Origin of the sequence: Candidatus Cardinium hertigii, assembly GCF_003176915.1 — a bacterium.
In the GTDB taxonomy this organism is placed as follows: Bacteria; Bacteroidota; Bacteroidia; order Cytophagales; family Amoebophilaceae; genus Cardinium; species Cardinium hertigii_A.
In genome coordinates this window covers 828,963-849,548 of sequence record NZ_CP029619.1, presented here as the reverse complement: position 1 = coordinate 849,548, position 20,586 = coordinate 828,963, and the positions used below count along the sequence as shown (strand labels likewise).

Sequence of the window (20,586 nt, the reverse complement as noted above, 5' to 3'; positions counted from 1 at the left end):
TTCATAATCAATATATAAAGTGTATATTACGGTTGTAGGAATAGGGTATGTGGGCCTTATTACGGCAGTAGGCTTAGCAATATTAGGGCATACTGTACATGGTGTAGACATAGATGCTCAAAAAATAGCGGATTTATTAAATGGACCTTGTCCGCTTTATGAAAAAAACGTACAGAAAAAAATAAATTATTTATATGCTAAAAAGTTACTGCATTTCGGTACGCACTATAGAAGGCATGATCGTATTTTCTTTTTAACGGTCGGAACTCCTGCTTCCCAGGATGGAACGATAGACCTCACACCACTATACGCTGCAATCGATAGCATCATTGCCTTTGTGCCCAACGGGGCGCTTTTCCTAATTAAATCGACTGTCCCAGTAGGCACTAGCAGAAAGATAGTCCATTATTTAAGAGAAAAAAATGTATGCCATGCTGTAGTATCCAATCCAGAATTTCTTAGAGAGGGGAATGCGCTATATGATTTTTTAAATCCCGATAGAATTGTTATAGGAGCAGATAATACCCATTGTACAGCTATTCTAACCAAACTCTACCAACCTTTGCTAAACAAAAAGATTCCTTTCCTGCTAACAGACCCTACTACTGCTGAACTGATTAAACAGGCCTCCAATGCTTTTTTAGCTAATAAAATAGCATTGTTGAATGAACTATCAGACCTTTGTGTACAGACCAAAGCTGACCTAGGTGCCCTTTCTTTAGGGATTGGCTTAGATAAAAGAATTGGGGAAGCTTACTTAAAAGGAGGACCTGGATTTGGTGGTTCCTGTCTACCTAAGGATATCCGATCCTTAAGCAGGAGCTTTCATCAATATGGTATAGCATCGCATATTTTACCAGCCGTTATAACAGCAAATAATCACAGGTTTACCTATATAGTCAACCGAATAACAGCTATCCTAGGAGGCATCAAAAATAAGATCATAGCCTTGTATGGACTTACCTTTAAAGCAGATACAGACGATACGAGAGGAAGCCCATCTTTATCTATCATAGAATTATTGCTTGCACAAAAGGCCATTATACATGGCTATGATCCAAAAACTAAATATGATTTGCTAACCTATAACGAGAAGGGATCCATCAAATTTTTTAGCAATCCAGAGGAAACGCTCTGCGAAGCTGAAGCGTTGATTATTGCAACAGAATGGGATATGTTTCAAAACATAGATTTTGAAAAAATTAAAACTAAAGGAATGTTAAAATCAAATATTATTATTGACTTAAGGAATATCTTAAATAAAAATTTGATACAGCAACAAGGATTTAGCTATTATTGTCTTGGTAGGGATATCTGAATTTATGTATAGGTTAACAGAAGGGGGGGGAGGATCACCCTACTTCCTATATACGCATACAAAGAAGGGAAGGGGACCTAATAGGAATAAAACAGAAGGGCAGACCTTACATGCAAAAGAGGTATGTTGTATAGTAAGCAAAAGGGCTTCTCGTAGTTCGCATCATAAAAAACAAAAACAAAAACAAAAAATGATGCTGTAAAAGAGTTGCTAAAGAAGATTATTCTCTTCTACGCACTATTAGAAGCCCAAAGCCTTTCCAGCTAGCAGGTATAGCGTATTAAGCAGCTACCACATCAAAATGCAGCGTATAGGTAACCATTTCATGCAAGGTCAAGGTTGCTTGGTAGCTGCCCAATTGCTTGATAGCCGCAGGCAGTTTTATATTGGTATAATCTACCATAACATTTTTTTCTTTGAGTGCTTGCGCGATTTGTAGCGGTGTAATAGCACCAAATATATAACCACCCTCCCCTACCTTAGCACGTAGGACAACCTTAATGGTAGTTAGGTATGCAGCCATTGCCTGCGCATCCGTTTTTCGCTTTAAGGTTCTACTAGCTGCTTGCCTCGCATCCTCTGCTGCAACCTTCCTATTGGTTTCATTGGCTACCACAGCAATACCCTGCGGAATAAGATAATTTCTTCCATAGCCAGGCTTAACAGTAACTATATCCCCCTTCTTCCCCAATGCTTTGTATGCACTTTTAAGTATTATTTCCATCCTTTAACCTTTCAAAATCTACTTTAAATTATCCGCTACATAAGGAAGCAAGGCAAGCTGCCTGGCACGTTTCACGGCACAAGCTACTTTTTTTTGATACTTTAAGCTATTACCTGTAATACGCCTGGGCAATATTTCTCCTCGCTCATTAAGAAATTTCATTAAAAATTCTACACATTTATAATCGACGTATTTAATGCCATAACGCTTAAAACGACAAAATTTCTTTGTTACAACCCTTTTTTGGATTGATTCATTTACTAAAGTCATAAAACTATTTTTTAGTTTCTTTATCCAGCAGATTCTGTCGATCTCCTCTTAGCATTATGCTCCACTGCATGTTTATCCAATGCAAAAGTCAAAAAACGCAATACCTCCTCATCCCGCGCATACGTAACCTCCAACTCTTTAACCAACTCAGGGGGGCTCGCAAATTCTATTAGATGATAGACACCGCTTTTTTTATGTGCTATTGGATAAGCCAACGGCTTTAAACCAATCGCTTCTTCATAAATGATGCTAGCATGATGCGCTATTAAAAAGTCTCTATACTTATCTACGGAAACTTTTATTTGCTTGCTAGAAAGTAGCGGAGACAGTATAAATATTGTTTCGTAATGTTTTAATTCCATAAATCGCAAAACCAATTTTTTTTCAGCCCATGTGCTTGAATTTACAAAATGTAAATGACATTGTCAAATTTTTTATAAATTAAAGCATAATGTATATGCATCCGATGAACGTACGTATAGAACCATCATGGAAAGAAATGCTTACAGGGGAGTTTACGCAACCCTATTTTATTAAGCTAATCAACTATATAAGAAATGCTTATAGCCATTTCACTATCTATCCAAGCGCCCAAAATATATTCAGAGCTTTTGAGCTATCCTCCTTTACTAAAACAAAGGTAGTCATTCTAGGGCAAGATCCCTATCATGGGGCAGGGCAAGCAGATGGGTTAGCTTTTTCGGTTCCTACAGGGGTAGCCTTTCCTCCTTCCTTACATAATATTTTTATAGAGCTACGATCAGACATAGGCACGCCACTACCTGCATCTGGTTCATTAGATAGGTGGGCTAAGCAAGGGGTACTACTGTTAAATGCTACCTTAACTGTATCTGCCTGTCAAGCAGGGTCACACCAAAAGCAAGGGTGGGAGGTATTTACAGATGCAGTCATAAAAACCATTGCTCAACACAAAACAAATGTAGTATTCATGCTATGGGGAAATTTTGCTCGAAAGAAGGAAGTTCTAATCGATAACCAAAAACATCTTATATTACAATCAGCACACCCTTCTCCATTAGCTGCCCATAAAGGGTTTTTCGGAAAGAACCACTTTAGTAAAGCCAATGCTTACTTACAAGCAACAGAACAAACGGCCATTCAATGGTAAATAGTAGGCGCCTCCCGCTTAGTATAAAGGGCCCCTATTCCACAGCATTAAGCTAGCGTAACTTGCTCTTGGAATGAGTCATAACCACCAAGAAATACTTTTACTTTCTTGTGCTCAATGTACCAAATTTTATTAGCTGCTTTGCGAATAAAATTACGATCATGCGATACAAATAAATAGCTACCTGCATATTGTTGCAATGCTTGCCCTAAGCTATCTATAGAAGCGATATCCAAATGGTTAGTAGGTTCATCCAGTAGTAAACAGTTAGCTTGAGAGAGTAATACCTTGGCTAAAGCAACCCGTGCTTTCTCTCCACCAGAAAGCACGTTTATTTTCTTAAATATATCATCCTTAGTAAAAAGAAACATACCTGCCATAGCACGCAGCTCTTGCTCGGTACGTTCCGCATCCGCACCATTGCATTGGCTTAACTCTTCCAAAATGGTATGCGACATGTTTAGCGAATCCAATTGATGCTGTGCATAAAAAGACATATCAACTTGGTTACCAAAATTCCTTTTTTGTTTTTCAGCTGTTTCATAACCGGCTATAATGCGTAACAAAGTTGTCTTACCACGTCCATTTGCCCCAATTAAGGCAATTTTATCTCCTCGATCGATTTGAATGGCCGCATCTTTTAAAACTTCTACACTACCATAAGATTTATGGATATGCTCGATTACAGCAATAATTTTACTGGGGTTCTGTTTAATGGTAAAATTAAATTTTACCGTTTTACGACGTTCCGTTGGAATTTCTATTTTTTCCACTTTATCCAGCGTCTTAATTCTCGACTGTACCAGCTTAGCTTTACTTGCTTTCGATCTAAAACGATCTATAAACTCCTGCGCATGTTTCAACTGCTTTTGCTGATTAGCATAAGCTCTTTGCAATGATTCCTTTCTTTCTTCTTTATGTAGCTCATAATCACTGTAGTTACCTACGTATACCATGCATTTCTTATCCTCTATTTCCACGATTTTAGTTGCAACGCTATCCAAAAAACTTCTATCATGAGAAACCACTAGCAGGGCACGCTCATAATTGCTCAAATAGGTTTCCACCCATTTAATAGATACTACATCTAAGTGATTGGTAGGTTCATCCAAAATCAATAAAGAAGGCTGCTGCAAAAGTAGTTTGGCAAATAAGACCCGCATGCGCCAACCTCCTGAGAAGGTGGCAATCGGGCGATCTAATTCTTTGGTAACAAAACCCATCCCCTCTAGCATGGCTTCTGCCCTAGATTGCATATCATACCCACCTATTCGCTCAAAATTTTCCTGTAAACGGGATAAATCTGTTAGCAAATTATCTGAATAAGCTGTTTCCATTTGTTGGCATAGGGTTTCTATCTTTTTTTGGATCATCAATGCTTCCTTAAAAGCTTCCATAGCAACATGGCGGATACTATCTTCAGATTGATAAGACAGTAAATCCTGATTTAAAAACCCAATAGTACATTCTTTGTTTTTTGTAACGCTACCGCTATCGGGCATAAGGCTACCTGTAATAATTTTTAACAATGTGGACTTCCCAGCGCCATTAGGACCTATTAAGCCAATTTTATCTTTTGGTTTAATTTGAAGAACAGCATCATCATACAAAACACGTTTACCTAAACGATAGGAAAGGTTATTAATTGCAATCATGAAAATTTTATAGTTTACTAACTACACTGCTTTAAAGACAATATACGAGCACAAACAGCTGTATATACCACTACCACTACCTAGCCAACGTGCATAACCTACCAGCATAACTTCCCTTGCTATAACATAGCGTTGGTACCAACAAAGCAACCGTTCATATCTTACAAGTTTACGTAATTTTCTACTATTAAACCGTTAACTTGACCATATATATATGTATATTTATAAGCGCAACGGGTAAGGTACGCAATTTATATGGCAATAACTTTTGTTTCCAAGGGGCAGCCTTTATACTTACAGCACTATAGCGCAACATCCGTCCTCCGTTAGCAAACATAAAAAATACAAATAACAGTAAAGTATATGCATGAACTACCAAGAAGACGTTTTATTGGGGCGTTTTTGGGCATAATAGTAGAGTATTACGATTTTAGCTTATACATTCATGCAGCTTCTAAGATTATGCAACATTTCTTTCCTACTAATGGAAATCATATGCTTCATTTTTGGGCCATTTATGCAGTACCTTATATAGCCAAGCCCATAGGCGCATTGTTATTTGGTAAAATAGGAGATGTATATGGCCGTAAAATCGCATTAAACATTACCACGATAGGGATTTTCTTTCCCACCATGCTGATGGGCCTATTGCCTTCCTATACTGCTATGGGTATATGGAGTCCTGTTATGCTAACACTATGTAAATTCGTTCAAGGTATTTTTTTTGCTGGGGGGTATGATAGCGCAGCTATTTATGTCATAGAGCATATGGGCGAAAAATACAAAGCTACTGCTTCTGCATTAGCCCGTTGTACCTGCGTAATGGGCCTATTGTTTGCTTTAGGCATGGTTCATATATGCAGCTTACCTTGTTTTCCAGTGTGGGGGTGGCGTTGCCCATTTTTATTCAGCTTACCGCTGGCATTGATTACACTTTACTACCAAAAAAGAATTGATGAAACACCTGATTTTCAAAAAGCCAAAAAAGATCAAGCTATAACCTATCCTTTAATAGATCTCCTTAAAGGGCAGTGGCGTACCATTGGGAAGGTTATTTGTATAACTGGTGGATCTTCTGTTGCTTATCAAATAAGCATCCTATTTATGCCAAAATTTTTATCTAAGGTATTGCCGCACATTTCGGATCCTATAGCAAGCTATCATACTACAGGGGTATTCATTTGTTTTGCGGTTGGTATGCTCATTTCTGGCATTTTAGCTGATAAATTGGATTACGCTATCGTATTCAAAGTTAGCATGTGGGGGGTTATTTTAACGAGTATAGGGTTGGGCATTGCTATTATCCAACAAATAACCTCTATGGCTTTAATAACTTCGTTATTATTAGCTAGCTGTGTGGCGCCATTTGTTGCCTTAATACATGGCATCATTATTCAAGCGTTCCCTGTAAATGAACGAAATAGGTCCATAAGTCTGGGGCATACCATTGGCTCTATGCTTATGTCAAGTAGTGCTTGCATGATATGCGCAGCAATGGTTAAAACCAACTGTACGTTATTTCCGCTTATCTACACCAATAGCGCTATTGTATTGGCCTACGATATTATCAGTCGGCTACGCTTATACATAGAAATGCGTAAGCGTAATTAAAGCTAAAGTGACATAGCCTAAAGGGGGTACAAATGCGACTAAGTGTATAGCAAAATCTTTGCTATTTTCTATTGTAACGGCTTCAAGCATGGTTTTATATTACGCTATAGGGTTGGACTATAAAAGGTAACAAAACATAATTTACTATACCTATAAAAATATAATCGGAAGTATAGAAGCAAATAGCTTATTTTATTTACAATCGATTGTATGAAACACATTACACGCAAGCTTTTTCTTGCTTGTTTAAAAAATTTCCCTTGTATCTTCCTTATACCTACCAACTACAGGGATTCCTCACGAGAAGTGGACGCTAAACTTACACCGACAGCTTCATTATAAGTAAGCGGGGAATACTTGATTATTGTTTGCATTAGAAGTATTTTTGAGTCTATCTTATCACACGTTTTCTCCATATGGGAAGAACATGCTTCTAAAACTTTGTGATGGGCTCTACTTCCCGAAATGGTTGTTGCACGGTCTTCACACGCTTCTGCTAAGCGATGTATTGGATCTCTTAATTTGATTAATAAAGCATATTGCTTACGATCTACCAAATAGCCTAGGACATCAGATGCTTGAGCAAAGAATTCCGTTAGGCTTTTCCTCGCTTCATCGTGCAATAAGCCTATTGCACTAATCCGCTGACCTTCTATCAATGCTTTCTCTACCCGTTTATACGCTTCTACTGTACGCTCTTTTAACGCTATTAACTCACGATTTTGCTGGTTTTCAATACTAGACTTTCCAAAAAATTCTTTTCCTACGAAACAGCCCAGTGCTGCTACACCAGATATGGCAGAAAAATAATAAAGTGGTGTCATCCAGCTTGTATCATAAGACGTACGAATAGCAGCATCAAAGCAAATCATCAGGTCCGCTTCTTGGTCTGAATATTTTAAATAAGCACTTTCAATTTCTTGTAACATGGCTGGTCGTGTATCGGCATTGCTTGGCTGATTATAAATTTTATCTCTTTGCTCTTTAACATAAGACTCCAAACCATGCCTATACTTACCAAAAATATGATGAAACTGATTAAAGCATGCTGGTATTTTGTTAAGTTGGCTATCAGCGTGTTCTCCCTCTTGTGTATACCATAGGTAAGTCCAATAGGCAATAGCTGTTGTTACGCCTATCGCTGCTAATCCCGTACCAACTGCTGCAGCGTTTCTGAATCTGTTTTCCCATCGCGTTCTTGCTTCTGGAAGCAATGGCATTAAATCTACTATCCTCTCTAAACGTTTCATTAATGCGCATTCTGTATTGCTCTCTTTTTCTATATCATCCATTATTGGCTGATTTTCCACCGTGGTGAGATTTAGCTTTTGCATTTCTTGTTCGCATGAAAACGTTTTAAGCTCTTTTTCCATGCTTGCATTATGTCGCTGACAACTCCATAAAACAAGCAAGAAAACACTTATTGTTATGGGTTGTTTGATAAATCGCTTGGCATACGTGCCAAGTATAAACAAAGGGATATTGGTTTGTATCATTTTCATTTTAGTAATAATTATATTAAACTGAATAGCAAAAACTATAGCAAACCTACAGAGGCCCAAACCTGGAGCAAGATATTTTACGGCATAGCAACTGCTAAAAACACACGCTAACTATAGATAGCATACACACAAACAGTATGAAAACTATATAGTTAGTATAGCTAATTCTACTATCAAATACAATTCGAGACCGTTGTAATAGATCGATAGATATTTTTTTCTATGCTTATTAGGTTTGATTTTTGATGTTATAAGACTAACGACCCCATTCTGGGCAATATTGTTAGGGTAAAATAGCTATCCAAACTTGGGAGGATAGTAACGCTGTTTTTTCCTTGGATTGCATGCCTCATTGACCATTATGTTTCCCACAACTAATAACTTACCGCTACCAAAAAATACAATAACAGACATCGCCACATTTTTATCAGCTTTTTTACTATTTATATCCAGCACACATTCCCTACAGTTCATTAAAAAGAAAACGTAATTTCAATCTATTGTACCAACTACACGCCTTAACCAATACCTACAAAAAGTAACTTTTTTCACTCTTTTAGGGGTAGTTTCGTAAGGTAATTATTAAAAATTTGCATTGCTTCTTCATAGTTCGCTACATGTAAAAACTCCCCACCTACACTTATCAGATGCATGCCTAGATTTATATCATCATCACAGTATGAACCCATATTCCACTCATCTCCAATATTTTTATGATTTAAAGAGGCTACTCCTAGCTCTCGGAATTTCTTGATGCGTCTTGATCTATCATCTCCATATTTTTTTATTATTGCATTAAATTTTGTGGAGAATAGTAATACTGTCCACGAATCTTACCGTCATCCAATTTTTTACGGAGATCGAAAGAACGAAAATCGGTTTTACCTCTAATTTTGTTTTCTCTCCATGTATGGACATCCCATGTATAGCCTTCCGATACATTATCACGCTTCTTCTTCTCCACCAAAGCAGGATAAAGGCTGAGCAACTTACCATTATTACCTATCCTCGAAATTCGCAATCTACACTCGTTTGGTTTTTTCCTAGGCTTACTCTCGGCTTTCTCATAATGAAGGTCCCATAGATTTCTTTTGTCTAGAATGTCATTTATCGTATGCTTAAAAAGCTGCTTTAACTCTTGGGAATAATTGAAACACTTTGTTGTGTCTTTTGCTTGCGTCCCATTACTAGTATCAACAGTATGAGTTATATCTACGTCTCTATCCGAAAACAAATGACATGCCTCTTCGCGTATTTCTTCTGGATACGACCAAAAATTAACCGTATCATACATAGTTTTCCTATAATTTACCAAAAGCTGCTCAACGTAATTTTTGTTTAAACTATCGTTTACGCGCAATGTAAAGGGGGAAATAACTGTTCCTTCATTTCCATATCCTTTAAATAGACCACAAGATTTAATAGGACATTGCGCTTGCACTGAATCTGTGAGGAGAATTATAGGAAAAAAAAACCTACAAAAATTAATCCATCTATCCCACCATGTATCTTTAGGTTGGCTTTTTCTTTTACTCTTCTTTTTCTTCTTTGGTTGATTGGGTAGTTCCTCTGCTGCGTTTTTTGCTACTGCTGTTACTTTTAACGCTGTTTTTTCCCTGGATTTCATTCCTAATTGACCATTGTATTTACCACAACTAATAGCTACCGCTACCAAAAAATAAAATAAACATCTCCACATATTTTTTATCATCTTTTTTACTATTTATATCCAGCACACATTCCCTAAAGTTCATTAAAAAGAAAAACGTAACTTCAATCCATTGTACCAACCTACACGCCTTAACCAATACCTATAAAAAGTAGCTTTTTTCACTTTTTTAGGGGTAGTTTCATAAGGTAATTATTAAAAATTTGCATTACTTCTTCATAGTTCGCTACATGTAAAAACTCCCCACCCACACTTATCAGATGCATGCCTAGCTTTATTTTTTCATCACAGAATGAAGCTGCAACCTCATTATTTTCAATATCCTTATGATCTAAAAAGGCTACCCCTAGCTCTCGGAATTTCTCGATGCGTCTTGATCTATTTTTTCCATGTTTTTCTATTATTGCACGAAATTTCGATTGTGGGGAACAATTATGCGCACCCAAATCCTGTACTAATAGCTTATGGAATAGCAAATGTTAAAAACATAGCTAAGGATAACATACAAACAGTGTGAAACCATATGGCTAGTATATCCAATTCTACTATCAAATACAAATTATTTATATACTTTTTAACATGTAAAACAGAAACATTTAAGAAAAGGTCAAAATAAATTGTAATTAAGCTTATACTAAACAACTACTAAAAGGTCTTTCGTTTTAAGTGTGTAAATATTTTTTAGTCTTTATAATATTTATTTACACTTTAACATTTAAATCAATGCAAAAAAAGATACACCTAAAGACGGGATAAGCAAGGCAATAATAGATATACTGATAGGCTCGGGCGTAGACCTATCCACCCTTTTTGATCCAGGCGACTTACTTAAACAAGTAAGCAAGCGTCTTGTAGAAAAAGCCTTACAATCAGAAATGGGTAACCATTTAGGTTATAACAAGTATGCACGTAATGATTCAGAAAATATACGTAATGGCCTTATCTAGCAAGGAAGTTATTATTGATAATGGGGTTATATCAGTTGAGGTTCTCAGAGATAGAGCGTCCACTTTTGAACCTGTTTTATTACCCAAGCGTCAAACAAAAATTCCTGGTTTGGATGATAAGATCTTATCTTTATACGCTAAAGGCATGCGCCTATCAGATATTCAGATCCGAATACAAGAGCTATATGGAGCAAATGTTAGTGAAAGTCTCATAAGTAACATCACAGTACTTTGCTATTGAAGATGTTCAAATATGGCAAAATCGTCCCTTAGAATCGGTTTATGCTATTTTTTTGATTGTTTTGTAGTTAAAGTTAGACAAGATAAGTGCATCATCCATAAGGCAGTCTATGTCGCGTTAGGTATAGACAAATTGGAAATAAAAGGTGTGCCAATTTATACATCAGTAACTGAAGAAGAAGCCTTGATGGCATTAGAAACTTTTGCTAGCAAATGGCATAAACAATACCCGCAAATAGCCAAGTCTGGGCATGGTAATTGGCCTAATCTGATGTTATTTTTACAATACCCTAACGCAATACGTAGCGTTATTTACACAACGAATGCTATTGAATCTGTAAATAGTCAATTGCGTAACGTTACCAAAAATAAAAGAGTATTTCCTAATGAGGTAGCTATTTTTAAAACTTTATATTTAACCATCAATTATATCACCAGGAAGGGGACTATGCCTATTCAAAATTGAAGTGAGGCTATGGCACATTTTTTAATTAAATTGGAAAATAAAATTTAACAAACTTAAAAATAATTTACACACTTTAGTGGACAGAGCCCTGTAGCTTCCCCTTTGCTTGTGCTTAACTTCCCCATGCACATTGCTTAAAAGGATAAGCACGCTTAGTGTATACTAAACATTAGAACTATAAACTACGGCATCATTGCAATCAATCCCCTATACGAGAAGTGGAAGCAAAATTTTCATCGTCACCACTATCTCCATGAGAGCTTATATCATTCATTCTTATACACATATTAGATTTTTCGGGGGTTATCCTACGCAATACTTTACGCATACAGAAATTACACGCCTTTAAAACTTCACGATGGGACTGATCTCCTGCTATGGATGTATCATGTTTTTCACAGTATACTGCTAAATGATGTATTGGATCTTGTAATTTGGTAAGCAAATCTTGTTTACGCCCTACCAAAGAGCATAGGACTTCAGATGCTTTAGCAAAGAATTTTTTTAGATCTGCTCTCGCTTTAGCATGCAATAGGTCTGTATTTCTAGTACGTGTGCTTCGCTCCCATGCTTCCTTTATCTGCTTATATGCTTCTATTGTACATTCTTTTAACGCTATTAGCTCACGATTTTGTTGATTCTCCTTAGTAGATCTGCCAAAAAATTCTTTCCCTGCAAAACAGCCTAACGTTGCTACACCAAATGCTGTAGAGAAACGATATAGCCCTGACATCCAGCTTACGTCATACACATAGGACGTATAAAGGACAGCAGTAGAGAGACATCTTGATAATTCCGCTTCATGGCGCGAACATTCTTGAAAAGAGCTTTCAACCCTTGTTAACATAGCTGGTCGTGTACCCTCCTCGCTTGGTTCATGATAAAGTTGACCCTTTTGCTTTGCAACATAAGACCTAAAATGATTCGCATACCCCTCTATAGCCTGGTGCAACTGATAAAAGCATGCTTGTGTATGATCAGTTTGACTATCATCCTGGTTTTTCTGTACATACCATGAGTAAAAATAAAAGGCAATAGCTGCTATTCCACTTATTGCTGTTAACCCTGTACCAACTGCTCCAGCCATTCTAAGCCTGTTCTCCCATGGTGTTCTTACTTCTGGAAGTAATACCATTAAATCTACTATGCTCCCTAAATCTTTTGCTAACTTGTATTCTATATGTACGCTTTCCACTATTAACTGATTGTCTATTGTGGAATCTAACTTTACTATTTCCTCTCTTTTTAAATCTATTGGCAATAGGACCCGATCTTTCCCCATTCCTGCATTATGCCGTTGACAGCTCCATAGAGCAAACAGCATAACACTTATTACCGTGGTTTGGACAGATCGCTTGAAATATTTTCTCAGTAGAGACAAATGGATACTGATCTGTATCATTTTCATTTTATTTTGTAATTATATACCAATGAACAACAAAATTTATAGTAGACCTACAGAGGTCCAAATCCTGTGCTAATAGCTTATGGAATAGCAAATGTTAAAAACATAGCCAAGGATAACATACAAACAGTATGAAACGAAACTATATGGTTAGTATATCTAATTCTATTATCAAATGCAAATTATTTATCTATTTTTAACATGTAAAACAGAAGCATTTAAGAAAAGACCAAAATAAATTATAATTAAGCTTATACTAAACAGTTGCTCTAAAGTACAATATACATTATACAAAGAGAAAACGTACGGTTGCGCTCAGCTAACTAGCTAAACAAAGGTCACTGGAAAAGATTGTGTGAAAATATTTTTTAGATGTTGAGGCCGTTGCAATAGCTTTTACAGATTTTGACTAAAAATTCACTTTTAATTTTTAGTCAAAGGTTAACTTTAATTAATTATTTATATTGGTTTAGGTTATTACTTTTAGGATTTTTTAGAATACTTCTGAGGCAATCCAACCAAGTGGCCAATTAAGTTTAGCAGATAGCACAGCTAGTCAACGTAAATGCAAGCATACTTTTGAATAAGTTAATCAATGGTCACTCGTAGACAAAACCCTGCGTTTGTATGATCCTAAAGGCTTGCGTGTATCAGGCAAGCCCGCCTATAGTCCACTACGTTTGTTTAAAATATTGTTGCTACAAACCTGGTAGGGGCTAAGTGATTATCCAGTAGAAAAAGAAGCAAACGATCGCATCACTTTTAGTAGATTTTGTGGTATTTCAATGGCTAATTCTGTTCCAGATCACAGGGTATTAAACAGATTCAGGACTACCCTTATAGAGAAAAAGGCGCTAGAAAAGTTATTAAAAATCATTACTGATCAGCTATCTAATCATAGTGTATGCGTGCAATACGGCTCAACAGCTGTGGATGCTTCTACTACCTCTACCTACCCCTAGACGACCGAAAGGGAAAAAAGCTATGACCTGCATGAAAATGAAACTATAACCATATCCAAAAGTTATCAAAAAGGTGTAGATCCAGAAGCAAGTTGGACAAAAAAAGGGCATACGCTTTACTATGGCTATTAAGAGACACCTCCTAGTGGAAAAGTAAAGAAGGATTGGTTCTAACAGTCCGTACCACAAAAGCCTCTAGCCATGATAGTAGTCCTTTAGAGGTTTTGTTGGATAAAGTAGCCTTGCAATCGGGCAACAGGGTATAGGCAGATAAAGCCTATAGCGGATTACCTAATGAATCTTTACTAAAGAAAAAAACTTAAAATCAGCTATGCAGAAGCAAGCTACTAGAAATAATCCTCTATCCTCTACAGCCAAACGGTTTAATAAATTGGTAGCAAAAACACGTTATAAGATAGAACGTATCTTTGGAAGCATTAAAAGTTGGTTCCGTAGTTCAGGAACCTGTTATATACGGCTTTGCTCAAACCTATACGCAACATCCTATGGAAGCAATAGCCTACACAACTTTATACAGGTCTCCAAACATTAAAAATTCCTAGCCCTATAACATCAAAAATCAAACCTAATAAGCATATTTTTCTCCTCTGAGAAGAGAAACTGTTTAGCCATAGGCTTGTAAGGCTTCTGATAGCAACAACTTACTTCGATAAAACAACCAAACAAAAGCGGAACCTAATAAGGAACAAAAAATGTATTTGCTGTGGTTTCTACTCGGAAAGATTTGGATATCTTATATATACTACTTATATTCTCATTATCACTTAAATATAACATGAATAAAAAAGTAATATTTCATTGACAAAAAAGAAAATCAATAAATAATCCTATTTATTTTGAAAATCAATATTAAAATTAAAAACTAAAGTAAGTGCTAGTTAAGCATGCATCTATCTATATATGGTATGATGATGAGGTAACAGCAGGGTATTGCATAAACCTTTTATAAATTATAAAATGTCAATAATTATGAAAAACAAAATGACACAATTAAGGAGATATTATATGGGTTGTTTTTTTACACTAGCGCTCATTAGCTGTAGTAAGCTTAGTAATCAAGCAAAGAGACAACCAAGAGAAGCAGAAAGTACAGAAGAAATAGAAAACGTAAGACCTCAAAGAAGAACAACATTTCAAAAAAACACCAAAGCAGCAGGTATTCCTAAAATAACAACACTTATATTGGCTCTGTTGGCTGCATCACAAATACAACTGAGTAGTACTAGTACGGAAGAGTCTAATATAATAAAAGAAATCAACTTCACCGCATATGAAAAATGCCCAACTCCTATACAAATTCATTTGGGTCAAAACTTTACCTATGCCGATATGATACGGAACATTAATCGTTGGTTATCTTGTGAATATACTGGGAAAGTTCCCTCTTGTTTCAACCATATTATTAGGGACACAGATCAAGATCCTAACCCTAAAAATATAACTACCGACTGTACTAAAGAAATAGATCGCCCTGCAGAATGTAAGGAAAAATGTATAGCTAACCTTAAAGGTGCACAGGATTTTATGGGAATTACAAACAAGGAGGTCCCGAAGGAAGAACTAGACTCACAAGAATATTTTTTTAACTCACTACCAACCCTCAAGTGTCCTGAAAATACGAAGGATGGTTCGACGGTACCATGTACCTATTCGAAGGTTCCATTCGTACAAACATACCCAAACCAAACAAGTGTTTATCATACATTGAAAATAGATAAAAGTATCTGTAAACCAAGCAAGTTTGACAAAGACAATACATGTACAAGAAAGACACATTACGAAGGCCTACCAGACATTACAAACAAATTCTGTTCAAACGAAAACAACAATGCAGACAAACAAGAAAAACTCAAAGAGATAGCAGCGCATATAATAAAATTCACTGAAGAACAGGCTTGTACAGAGAATCCAGAAAGGACCAATGCTTTTATAACTGGAAGCGTTCAATTGTACCACCAAGGAAGATGTCTGGAGAAATATCTGGAATTCAAGGAAATTTTTAAGAGCATAATTCAGCAGAGACCCCAGGAATCCACAACAGAAAGAACAACGACAACGACACCGGGTTTTTCTAGTAGCACCTTTCCATCATCGACAATAGCAGAATACGATGATGTGCAATATGAGGAAGCAGTTATGCAAAGTCAACAGGCCCAAAAGAAGAAAAGACAAATAGACGAAAGACATACACAAAGGTCTAAACAAAATTGGAAAAATAGCTTTCTCTCCCATAATAGCAAACAACGAAAAGCCTTTTTTAGGTATCACTAGAATAGGCGCATATGATTGTGAGGCAAGTTATATATATAAGTATACTCTTATATCTCTTCAGATGTAAGGTCCAATTAAGTTAGTCTTAATAGAGAAAGTGCTAGGATAGGTTACAGGAAGAATAGATGCCCTTCCTGTGGCCTATATAAAATTAAGTTATAAAAATTATAAGCGTAGTAGAAATAACTCAAGGAGAAAAATTAGATAAATCAGAAGTTTAACCATTAAAAGCTATTTATATATTAAAATAACATAAGGTTAATTACAGATTTATTAGTAAGCAAACATATTTTCAACAGAAATAATAAATTATACACTTATGGGAAACAAGATAAAGATGGTAAGATTATGGAAATTTCTGATCTATTATAGCTTCACATTGGTTCTGGTTGGATGTGAAAACGTTCGCAGTGGTCAGCTAGGCATGCTGCCACAAAGCAAAAAAGAAAATAGCATACATATCTTCCGCTCAGGTGATACAAAAAAAGCAAAATATCAAAACAAAACGATAATTAGATTTGTAATAATGTTGGGGCTACTTTCTGCTCAATTAACACCAGTAGGGAGTGAGCCTATGCATAACTCTATGACAAGCACGCCTGATCAAATGGTTAAAATAAAAGAGATTCGTACCCTACTTTATAAACGCTTCTCTACTTTTTTATTTGCAACAGGGGATGTAGATACAACTACACTTTGTTCATTAGAAGCTTCAAATGCTATTATTTTACAACAGTGTAAGAACGATTGCACGGATAGGCTAAATAAGCTGCTTAAAAATGAAAAAATAAAGGAATTAATGAAGCGTTACAACAGCACAAGCAACAATAATAAAACCACTTTATATGAGAGGGATAATAAAATCCGAATCCAAAAGGAAAATGGAGATAACTACCCGAAATTTGCATTTACTTATAAAAAAAATGGAACGATTATGTTTTATGGTTGGAGAGATATAGATATACGCTCACAAAATTCATCCAAGATTTTTCAAAGCATCCCTGATGAAATCAACAAAATATGGGAGACAAAGAGTAGTAACCAAACAGAAAGAATAAAGCAACTGAAGAAACTCGTAGCACTTTTAATGAATCGTGTATTTACTAACGATTCTCAAATATCTTCAAAAAAGCAAACAGTAGACAAATGGTGTAACAACAGGAATCAGGATGCGGCCATGGGATTAATAAAGGCAATTGAGCAAATAGTTGATTTAATAGAAATTGAAGAAAAACTCCAAAAGCTTAAGATTATTTCACTTAATAAAGAACGCTTGTGTTCTATCCACAAGATCACAAATGAACATCCCGTACTTTTGACCAAAAGACGATTTCTGAGAAGTCTATTATGTGACTCGTACAAAAAGGGTTTTGTCACACCAAATGAACTAGAAAAATCAAATTGTAATAAAGAGGAATTTCAACTTTCTAAATCAAACAAAAACGGTCAACAGGCCCAAAGGAAGAAAAGACAAACAGAAGAAAGACTTACACAAAGGTCTAAACAAAATAGGAGAAATAGCTTTCTCCCCCATAACACAAAACAATGAAAATTCTTTTTTGGGTATCATTAGAATAGGTGCATATGATTGTGAATCAATGTTATATATATAAATATATTCTACATCTCTTCAGGTGTAAGGTCCAATCAAGTTAGTCTAGAAAGTAGTGGGATAAGTTACAGGGAGGAATAATGCCTTTGCTGTGGCCCATATAAATTTAAGTTATAAAAATTAATTATAATAATATAAGCGTAAAATAACGCAAAAGTATGACATAATTAGATAAAGCAGAAACTTAACCATTATACAGCTATTTACATCGAAATAACATAAGCCTAATTACAGATTTATTAATAAGAAAACATATTTTTAACATAAACAATAAATTATACACTTATGGAAAACAAGGTAAAGATGATAAGATTATGGAAATTTCTGATCTATTATAGCTTCATATTGGTTCTGATTGGATGTGAAAACGTTCGGAGTGATCAGCTAGGCATGCAGCCACAAAGCAAAAAAGAAGAGGCCACGCCTACCTTTCTCCCAGGTAATACAAAAAAAGTAGAATCTCAAAAAAATATTAACATAATTACACTTTTAATGCTGTTGGGGCTACTTTCTGCTCAACTAACACCAGTAAATAGTCTGGCGATAGATCAGTGTGCGGAAACCTGGGATAAGCAAAAGACTCAAATAGAAGAGATACGCACCCTACTTCATAAAAGCTTCTCTACTTTTTTATTTGCAACAAAGGATGTAGACACAACTACACTTTGTTCATTAGAAGCTTCAGATACTACTTTACAAACGTGTCAGAACGATTGCACGGATAGGCTAAATAAGCTGGCTACAAATGAGAAAATAAGAACATTAATGCATCGTTACAACAGCACAAGCAACAATAATGAAACTACTTTATATGGGAGGAGAAATAAAATCCGAATCCGAAAGGAAAATGGAGATAACTACCCAACAGTTGCATTTACTTATAAAAAAAATGGAACGGTTATGTTTTATGGTTGGAAAAATCTAGGACCACAACATCCATACACATACAAAAGCATCCCTGATGAAATCAACAAAATATGGAAAAAAACGAGTAATAACCAAACAGAAAGAATAAAGCAACTAGAGAAACTCGTAGCACTTTTAATGAATTTGGCATATACTAACGATTCATCAAATTCAATATCTTTAATTAAGCCAACATTAGCAAAATGGTGTAACGAAAGGAATCAGGATGCGGCCATGGGATTAATAGAGGCAATTGAGCAAATAGTTGATTTAATAGAAATTGAAGAAAAACTCCAAAACCTTGAGCCTCTTCCATTGCCATATGCCACTAAGGATATCATAAATAAGAGTAAATATTTGATTCAAGAAAACAATCTGCTTCTGAGAATAATATCTGACCCTTACAAAAGGGGCTGCTTCCCACCAGAGATCCTAAACAATGCAAACCTGCAAGAGATGGAACAACATTATGGTAAGGTGACTTCTAATAATTGCACAACAAGCCAAGAATTCCAAGACAGATCAAAAATAGATGAATACGTCAGCAAGTTGTTAGACATATTTGTACCTCAGTATCAGAAAGATTCTTTATTTAAAGCAGAAAACTGGACCAGATGGTTTCCAAATCGAAAAAAAAGACATACAGGCAAACAACAAAAAAATAGTTGGATGCAACATACAGGCAAACAACAAAAAAATAGTTGGATGCGAAGATAGCTCATAATCAAATCTAATCGATATTTAGTAAAAAAGGATGGATCTTATGGTTTTCAAAGCGAGAAAAAGACATACAGCCAAACACTGAACTGTACCAGTATCCCGCTTCATCTTAACTCAAACCTTAATCTTGGGGAAATAGTATGATATCTACTTCTTTAACTATTCTTGCTATTGAATCATCCTGTGATGAAACAGCTGCTGCTGTAATACAAGAAGGTAAAATCATCAGTAATGTAGTAAGCAGTCAGCCCATACACCATACATATGGCGGGGTTGTTCCAGAGCTGGCAGCAAGAGCACATCAAGCCAATATAGTGCCCGTGGTCACTGAAGCCCTTGCAGCAGCAGCTATTAATAAAACGGCATTACATGCCATTGGGTTTACGCAAGGACCAGGATTACTAGGAGCGCTTTTAATTGGGAACTGCTTTGCCAAAGCTTTGGCTTTTTCACTCGATATTCCTTTGATCGCTGTGCATCATATGCGCGCACATATACTGGCTAACTTTATCGATCCCCCTGTGCCAAGTTTTCCCTTTGTATGCCTAACCGTAAGTGGAGGACATACGCAATTGGTATGGGTAAAAGATTACCTCACTATGGAAGTCTTAGGGGAAACCCAGGATGATGCAGTAGGCGAAGCTTTCGATAAGATAGCAAAACTAATGGGCATGGGCTATCCAGGTGGTCACCTAATAGATCATTATGCAAAAAAAGGGAATCCGCATGCATTTGTGTTCCCCATCACCCATATGCCACAGCTGAACTTCTCATTCAGTGGCATTAAAACAGCTTTTGCTCTTTTTATACAAAAAAAATCAGCAGCCTTCGTTGAAACCCATTTGGCTGATATTTGTGCCAGTATTCAGGCAGCACTGGTCCGTATGCTATTAGATAAGCTGGTAGAAGCTGTACAGCAAACCAATACAGGTGTAGTAGCGCTAGCTGGAGGCGTAGCAGCTAACAGCTACTTACAACAACAGCTAAAAATATTAGCCTCTCAATACAATTGGGAAATTTTTATTCCTGCAACGCCCTACTGCACAGATAATGCAGCTATGGTGGCTATAACCGCATACCACCAATACCAAATACGCTCATTTGCACCCCTATCTACACCTTCCTTACCTAGAATGCCTTTTTAAAATAAATCCTATC

At 36.2% G+C, this 20,586-nt stretch carries 18 protein-coding genes and 1 pseudogene; 11 read left to right on the top strand and 8 right to left on the bottom strand.

The genetic code is table 11. The annotated features are described in order from the left end of the window. Positions 1 to 19 precede the first annotated feature (19 nt). Together DK880_RS03485 and DK880_RS03480 are read left to right on the top strand one after the other, a co-directional pair. Complete coding sequence (locus DK880_RS03485; RefSeq protein ID WP_162534166.1) at positions 20 to 1,318, top strand: UDP-glucose dehydrogenase family protein; 1,299 nt, start codon at positions 20 to 22, stop codon at positions 1,316 to 1,318. Next, positions 1,302 to 1,520 (top strand): hypothetical protein, encoded by a 219-nt coding sequence (locus tag DK880_RS03480; RefSeq protein WP_162534165.1) that lies wholly within the window; start codon positions 1,302 to 1,304, stop codon positions 1,518 to 1,520. Before DK880_RS03485 ends, DK880_RS03480 begins: the two co-directional genes overlap by 17 nt. Positions 1,521 to 1,598: 78 nt before the next feature. On the opposite strand, the gene rplI is transcribed toward DK880_RS03480, so the two are convergent. From rplI to rpsF, 3 genes are read right to left on the bottom strand one after another with little or no spacing between them, the layout of a single operon-like run. Continuing rightward, positions 1,599 to 2,042: a 50S ribosomal protein L9 gene (gene rplI / locus DK880_RS03475; RefSeq protein WP_109997420.1), complete on the bottom strand. Its 444-nt coding sequence runs from the start codon at positions 2,040 to 2,042 to the stop codon at positions 1,599 to 1,601. Between the two features lie 18 nt (positions 2,043 to 2,060). Further along, positions 2,061 to 2,312: a 30S ribosomal protein S18 gene (gene rpsR / locus DK880_RS03470; protein WP_109997419.1), complete on the bottom strand. Its 252-nt coding sequence runs from the start codon at positions 2,310 to 2,312 to the stop codon at positions 2,061 to 2,063. A gap of 20 nt (positions 2,313 to 2,332) precedes the next feature. Then, a complete protein-coding gene (gene rpsF / locus DK880_RS03465) occupies positions 2,333 to 2,674 on the bottom strand; it encodes a 30S ribosomal protein S6 (protein ID WP_109997418.1) in 342 nt (113 codons plus the stop codon). Between the two features lie 104 nt (positions 2,675 to 2,778). Between rpsF and ung the strand changes: the two genes are divergently transcribed. Further along, positions 2,779 to 3,441, top strand: coding sequence for a uracil-DNA glycosylase (gene ung, locus DK880_RS03460; RefSeq protein WP_109997417.1), 663 nt, complete (start codon positions 2,779 to 2,781; stop codon positions 3,439 to 3,441). 47 nt (positions 3,442 to 3,488) lie between these two features. Here ung and DK880_RS03455 read toward each other — a convergent pair whose 3' ends face one another. Next, positions 3,489 to 5,096 (bottom strand): ABC-F family ATP-binding cassette domain-containing protein, encoded by a 1,608-nt coding sequence (locus DK880_RS03455; protein WP_109997416.1) that lies wholly within the window; start codon positions 5,094 to 5,096, stop codon positions 3,489 to 3,491. 363 nt (positions 5,097 to 5,459) lie between these two features. Between DK880_RS03455 and DK880_RS03450 the strand changes: the two genes are divergently transcribed. Next, positions 5,460 to 6,707, top strand: a complete 1,248-nt coding sequence (locus tag DK880_RS03450; protein ID WP_109997415.1) for an MFS transporter — start codon at positions 5,460 to 5,462, stop codon at positions 6,705 to 6,707. Positions 6,708 to 6,991: 284 nt separating this feature from the next. On the opposite strand, the gene DK880_RS03445 is transcribed toward DK880_RS03450, so the two are convergent. The 3 genes from DK880_RS03445 to DK880_RS03435 form a co-directional block, all read right to left on the bottom strand. Next, on the bottom strand, positions 6,992 to 8,209 hold the full coding sequence (locus tag DK880_RS03445; RefSeq protein ID WP_204082252.1) for a hypothetical protein: 1,218 nt from the start codon (positions 8,207 to 8,209) through the stop codon (positions 6,992 to 6,994). A 787-nt stretch (positions 8,210 to 8,996) separates the two neighbouring features. Next, positions 8,997 to 9,920, bottom strand: coding sequence for a hypothetical protein (locus tag DK880_RS03440; RefSeq protein ID WP_109997413.1), 924 nt, complete (start codon positions 9,918 to 9,920; stop codon positions 8,997 to 8,999). Between the two features lie 119 nt (positions 9,921 to 10,039). Next, positions 10,040 to 10,324, bottom strand: coding sequence for a hypothetical protein (locus DK880_RS03435; protein WP_204082251.1), 285 nt, complete (start codon positions 10,322 to 10,324; stop codon positions 10,040 to 10,042). A gap of 466 nt (positions 10,325 to 10,790) precedes the next feature. Between DK880_RS03435 and DK880_RS05470 the strand changes: the two genes are divergently transcribed. Continuing rightward, positions 10,791 to 11,066 (top strand): transposase, encoded by a 276-nt coding sequence (locus DK880_RS05470; RefSeq protein WP_204082250.1) that lies wholly within the window; start codon positions 10,791 to 10,793, stop codon positions 11,064 to 11,066. Between the two features lie 12 nt (positions 11,067 to 11,078). After that, positions 11,079 to 11,531 (top strand): transposase, encoded by a 453-nt coding sequence (locus DK880_RS05465; RefSeq protein ID WP_204082249.1) that lies wholly within the window; start codon positions 11,079 to 11,081, stop codon positions 11,529 to 11,531. A 199-nt stretch (positions 11,532 to 11,730) separates the two neighbouring features. On the opposite strand, the gene DK880_RS03420 is transcribed toward DK880_RS05465, so the two are convergent. Next, positions 11,731 to 12,933 (bottom strand): hypothetical protein, encoded by a 1,203-nt coding sequence (locus tag DK880_RS03420; RefSeq protein WP_162534162.1) that lies wholly within the window; start codon positions 12,931 to 12,933, stop codon positions 11,731 to 11,733. A gap of 515 nt (positions 12,934 to 13,448) precedes the next feature. Between DK880_RS03420 and DK880_RS03415 the strand changes: the two are divergent. The 5 genes and pseudogenes from DK880_RS03415 to tsaD all read left to right on the top strand — a co-directional run bounded on the left by DK880_RS03415 (position 13,449) and on the right by tsaD (position 20,573). Next, a pseudogene (locus DK880_RS03415) lies at positions 13,449 to 14,461 on the top strand (IS5 family transposase). 439 nt (positions 14,462 to 14,900) lie between these two features. Then, positions 14,901 to 16,190 carry a hypothetical protein gene (locus DK880_RS03410; protein WP_162534161.1) on the top strand — a complete coding sequence of 430 codons (1,290 nt, stop codon included), beginning with the start codon at positions 14,901 to 14,903 and terminating at the stop codon, positions 16,188 to 16,190. A 319-nt stretch (positions 16,191 to 16,509) separates the two neighbouring features. Further along, positions 16,510 to 17,739: a hypothetical protein gene (locus DK880_RS03405; protein WP_109997408.1), complete on the top strand. Its 1,230-nt coding sequence runs from the start codon at positions 16,510 to 16,512 to the stop codon at positions 17,737 to 17,739. A 348-nt stretch (positions 17,740 to 18,087) separates the two neighbouring features. Beyond that, the gene (locus tag DK880_RS03400; protein WP_109997407.1) at positions 18,088 to 19,425 is read left to right on the top strand and encodes a hypothetical protein; all 1,338 of its coding nucleotides are present in this window, start codon (positions 18,088 to 18,090) and stop codon (positions 19,423 to 19,425) included. Between the two features lie 143 nt (positions 19,426 to 19,568). Continuing rightward, entirely contained in the window at positions 19,569 to 20,573 is a 1,005-nt protein-coding gene (gene tsaD / locus DK880_RS03395) for a tRNA (adenosine(37)-N6)-threonylcarbamoyltransferase complex transferase subunit TsaD (RefSeq protein ID WP_109997406.1), read from the top strand. The last annotated feature ends 13 nt before the right edge of the window (positions 20,574 to 20,586 follow it).

Excerpts from the sequence above, each read along its gene's own strand:
- rpsF (WP_109997418.1), bottom strand. The coding sequence starts at position 2,674 with ATGGAATTAAAACATTACGAAACAATATTTATACTGTCTCCGCTACTT.
- DK880_RS03455 (WP_109997416.1), bottom strand. The coding sequence starts at position 5,096 with ATGATTGCAATTAATAACCTTTCCTATCGTTTAGGTAAACGTGTTTTG.
- rpsR (WP_109997419.1), bottom strand. The coding sequence starts at position 2,312 with ATGACTTTAGTAAATGAATCAATCCAAAAAAGGGTTGTAACAAAGAAA.
- DK880_RS03400 (WP_109997407.1), top strand. The coding sequence starts at position 18,088 with ATGGAAAACAAGGTAAAGATGATAAGATTATGGAAATTTCTGATCTAT.
- rplI (WP_109997420.1), bottom strand. The coding sequence starts at position 2,042 with ATGGAAATAATACTTAAAAGTGCATACAAAGCATTGGGGAAGAAGGGG.
- DK880_RS03450 (WP_109997415.1), top strand. The coding sequence starts at position 5,460 with ATGCATGAACTACCAAGAAGACGTTTTATTGGGGCGTTTTTGGGCATA.
- DK880_RS03445 (WP_204082252.1), bottom strand. The coding sequence starts at position 8,209 with ATGAAAATGATACAAACCAATATCCCTTTGTTTATACTTGGCACGTAT.
- DK880_RS05465 (WP_204082249.1), top strand. The coding sequence starts at position 11,079 with ATGGCAAAATCGTCCCTTAGAATCGGTTTATGCTATTTTTTTGATTGT.
- DK880_RS03410 (WP_162534161.1), top strand. The coding sequence starts at position 14,901 with ATGACACAATTAAGGAGATATTATATGGGTTGTTTTTTTACACTAGCG.
- DK880_RS03405 (WP_109997408.1), top strand. The coding sequence starts at position 16,510 with ATGGGAAACAAGATAAAGATGGTAAGATTATGGAAATTTCTGATCTAT.
- ung (WP_109997417.1), top strand. The coding sequence starts at position 2,779 with ATGAACGTACGTATAGAACCATCATGGAAAGAAATGCTTACAGGGGAG.
- DK880_RS05470 (WP_204082250.1), top strand. The coding sequence starts at position 10,791 with ATGATTCAGAAAATATACGTAATGGCCTTATCTAGCAAGGAAGTTATT.
- DK880_RS03440 (WP_109997413.1), bottom strand. The coding sequence starts at position 9,920 with ATGATAAAAAATATGTGGAGATGTTTATTTTATTTTTTGGTAGCGGTA.
- tsaD (WP_109997406.1), top strand. The coding sequence starts at position 19,569 with ATGATATCTACTTCTTTAACTATTCTTGCTATTGAATCATCCTGTGAT.
- DK880_RS03420 (WP_162534162.1), bottom strand. The coding sequence starts at position 12,933 with ATGATACAGATCAGTATCCATTTGTCTCTACTGAGAAAATATTTCAAG.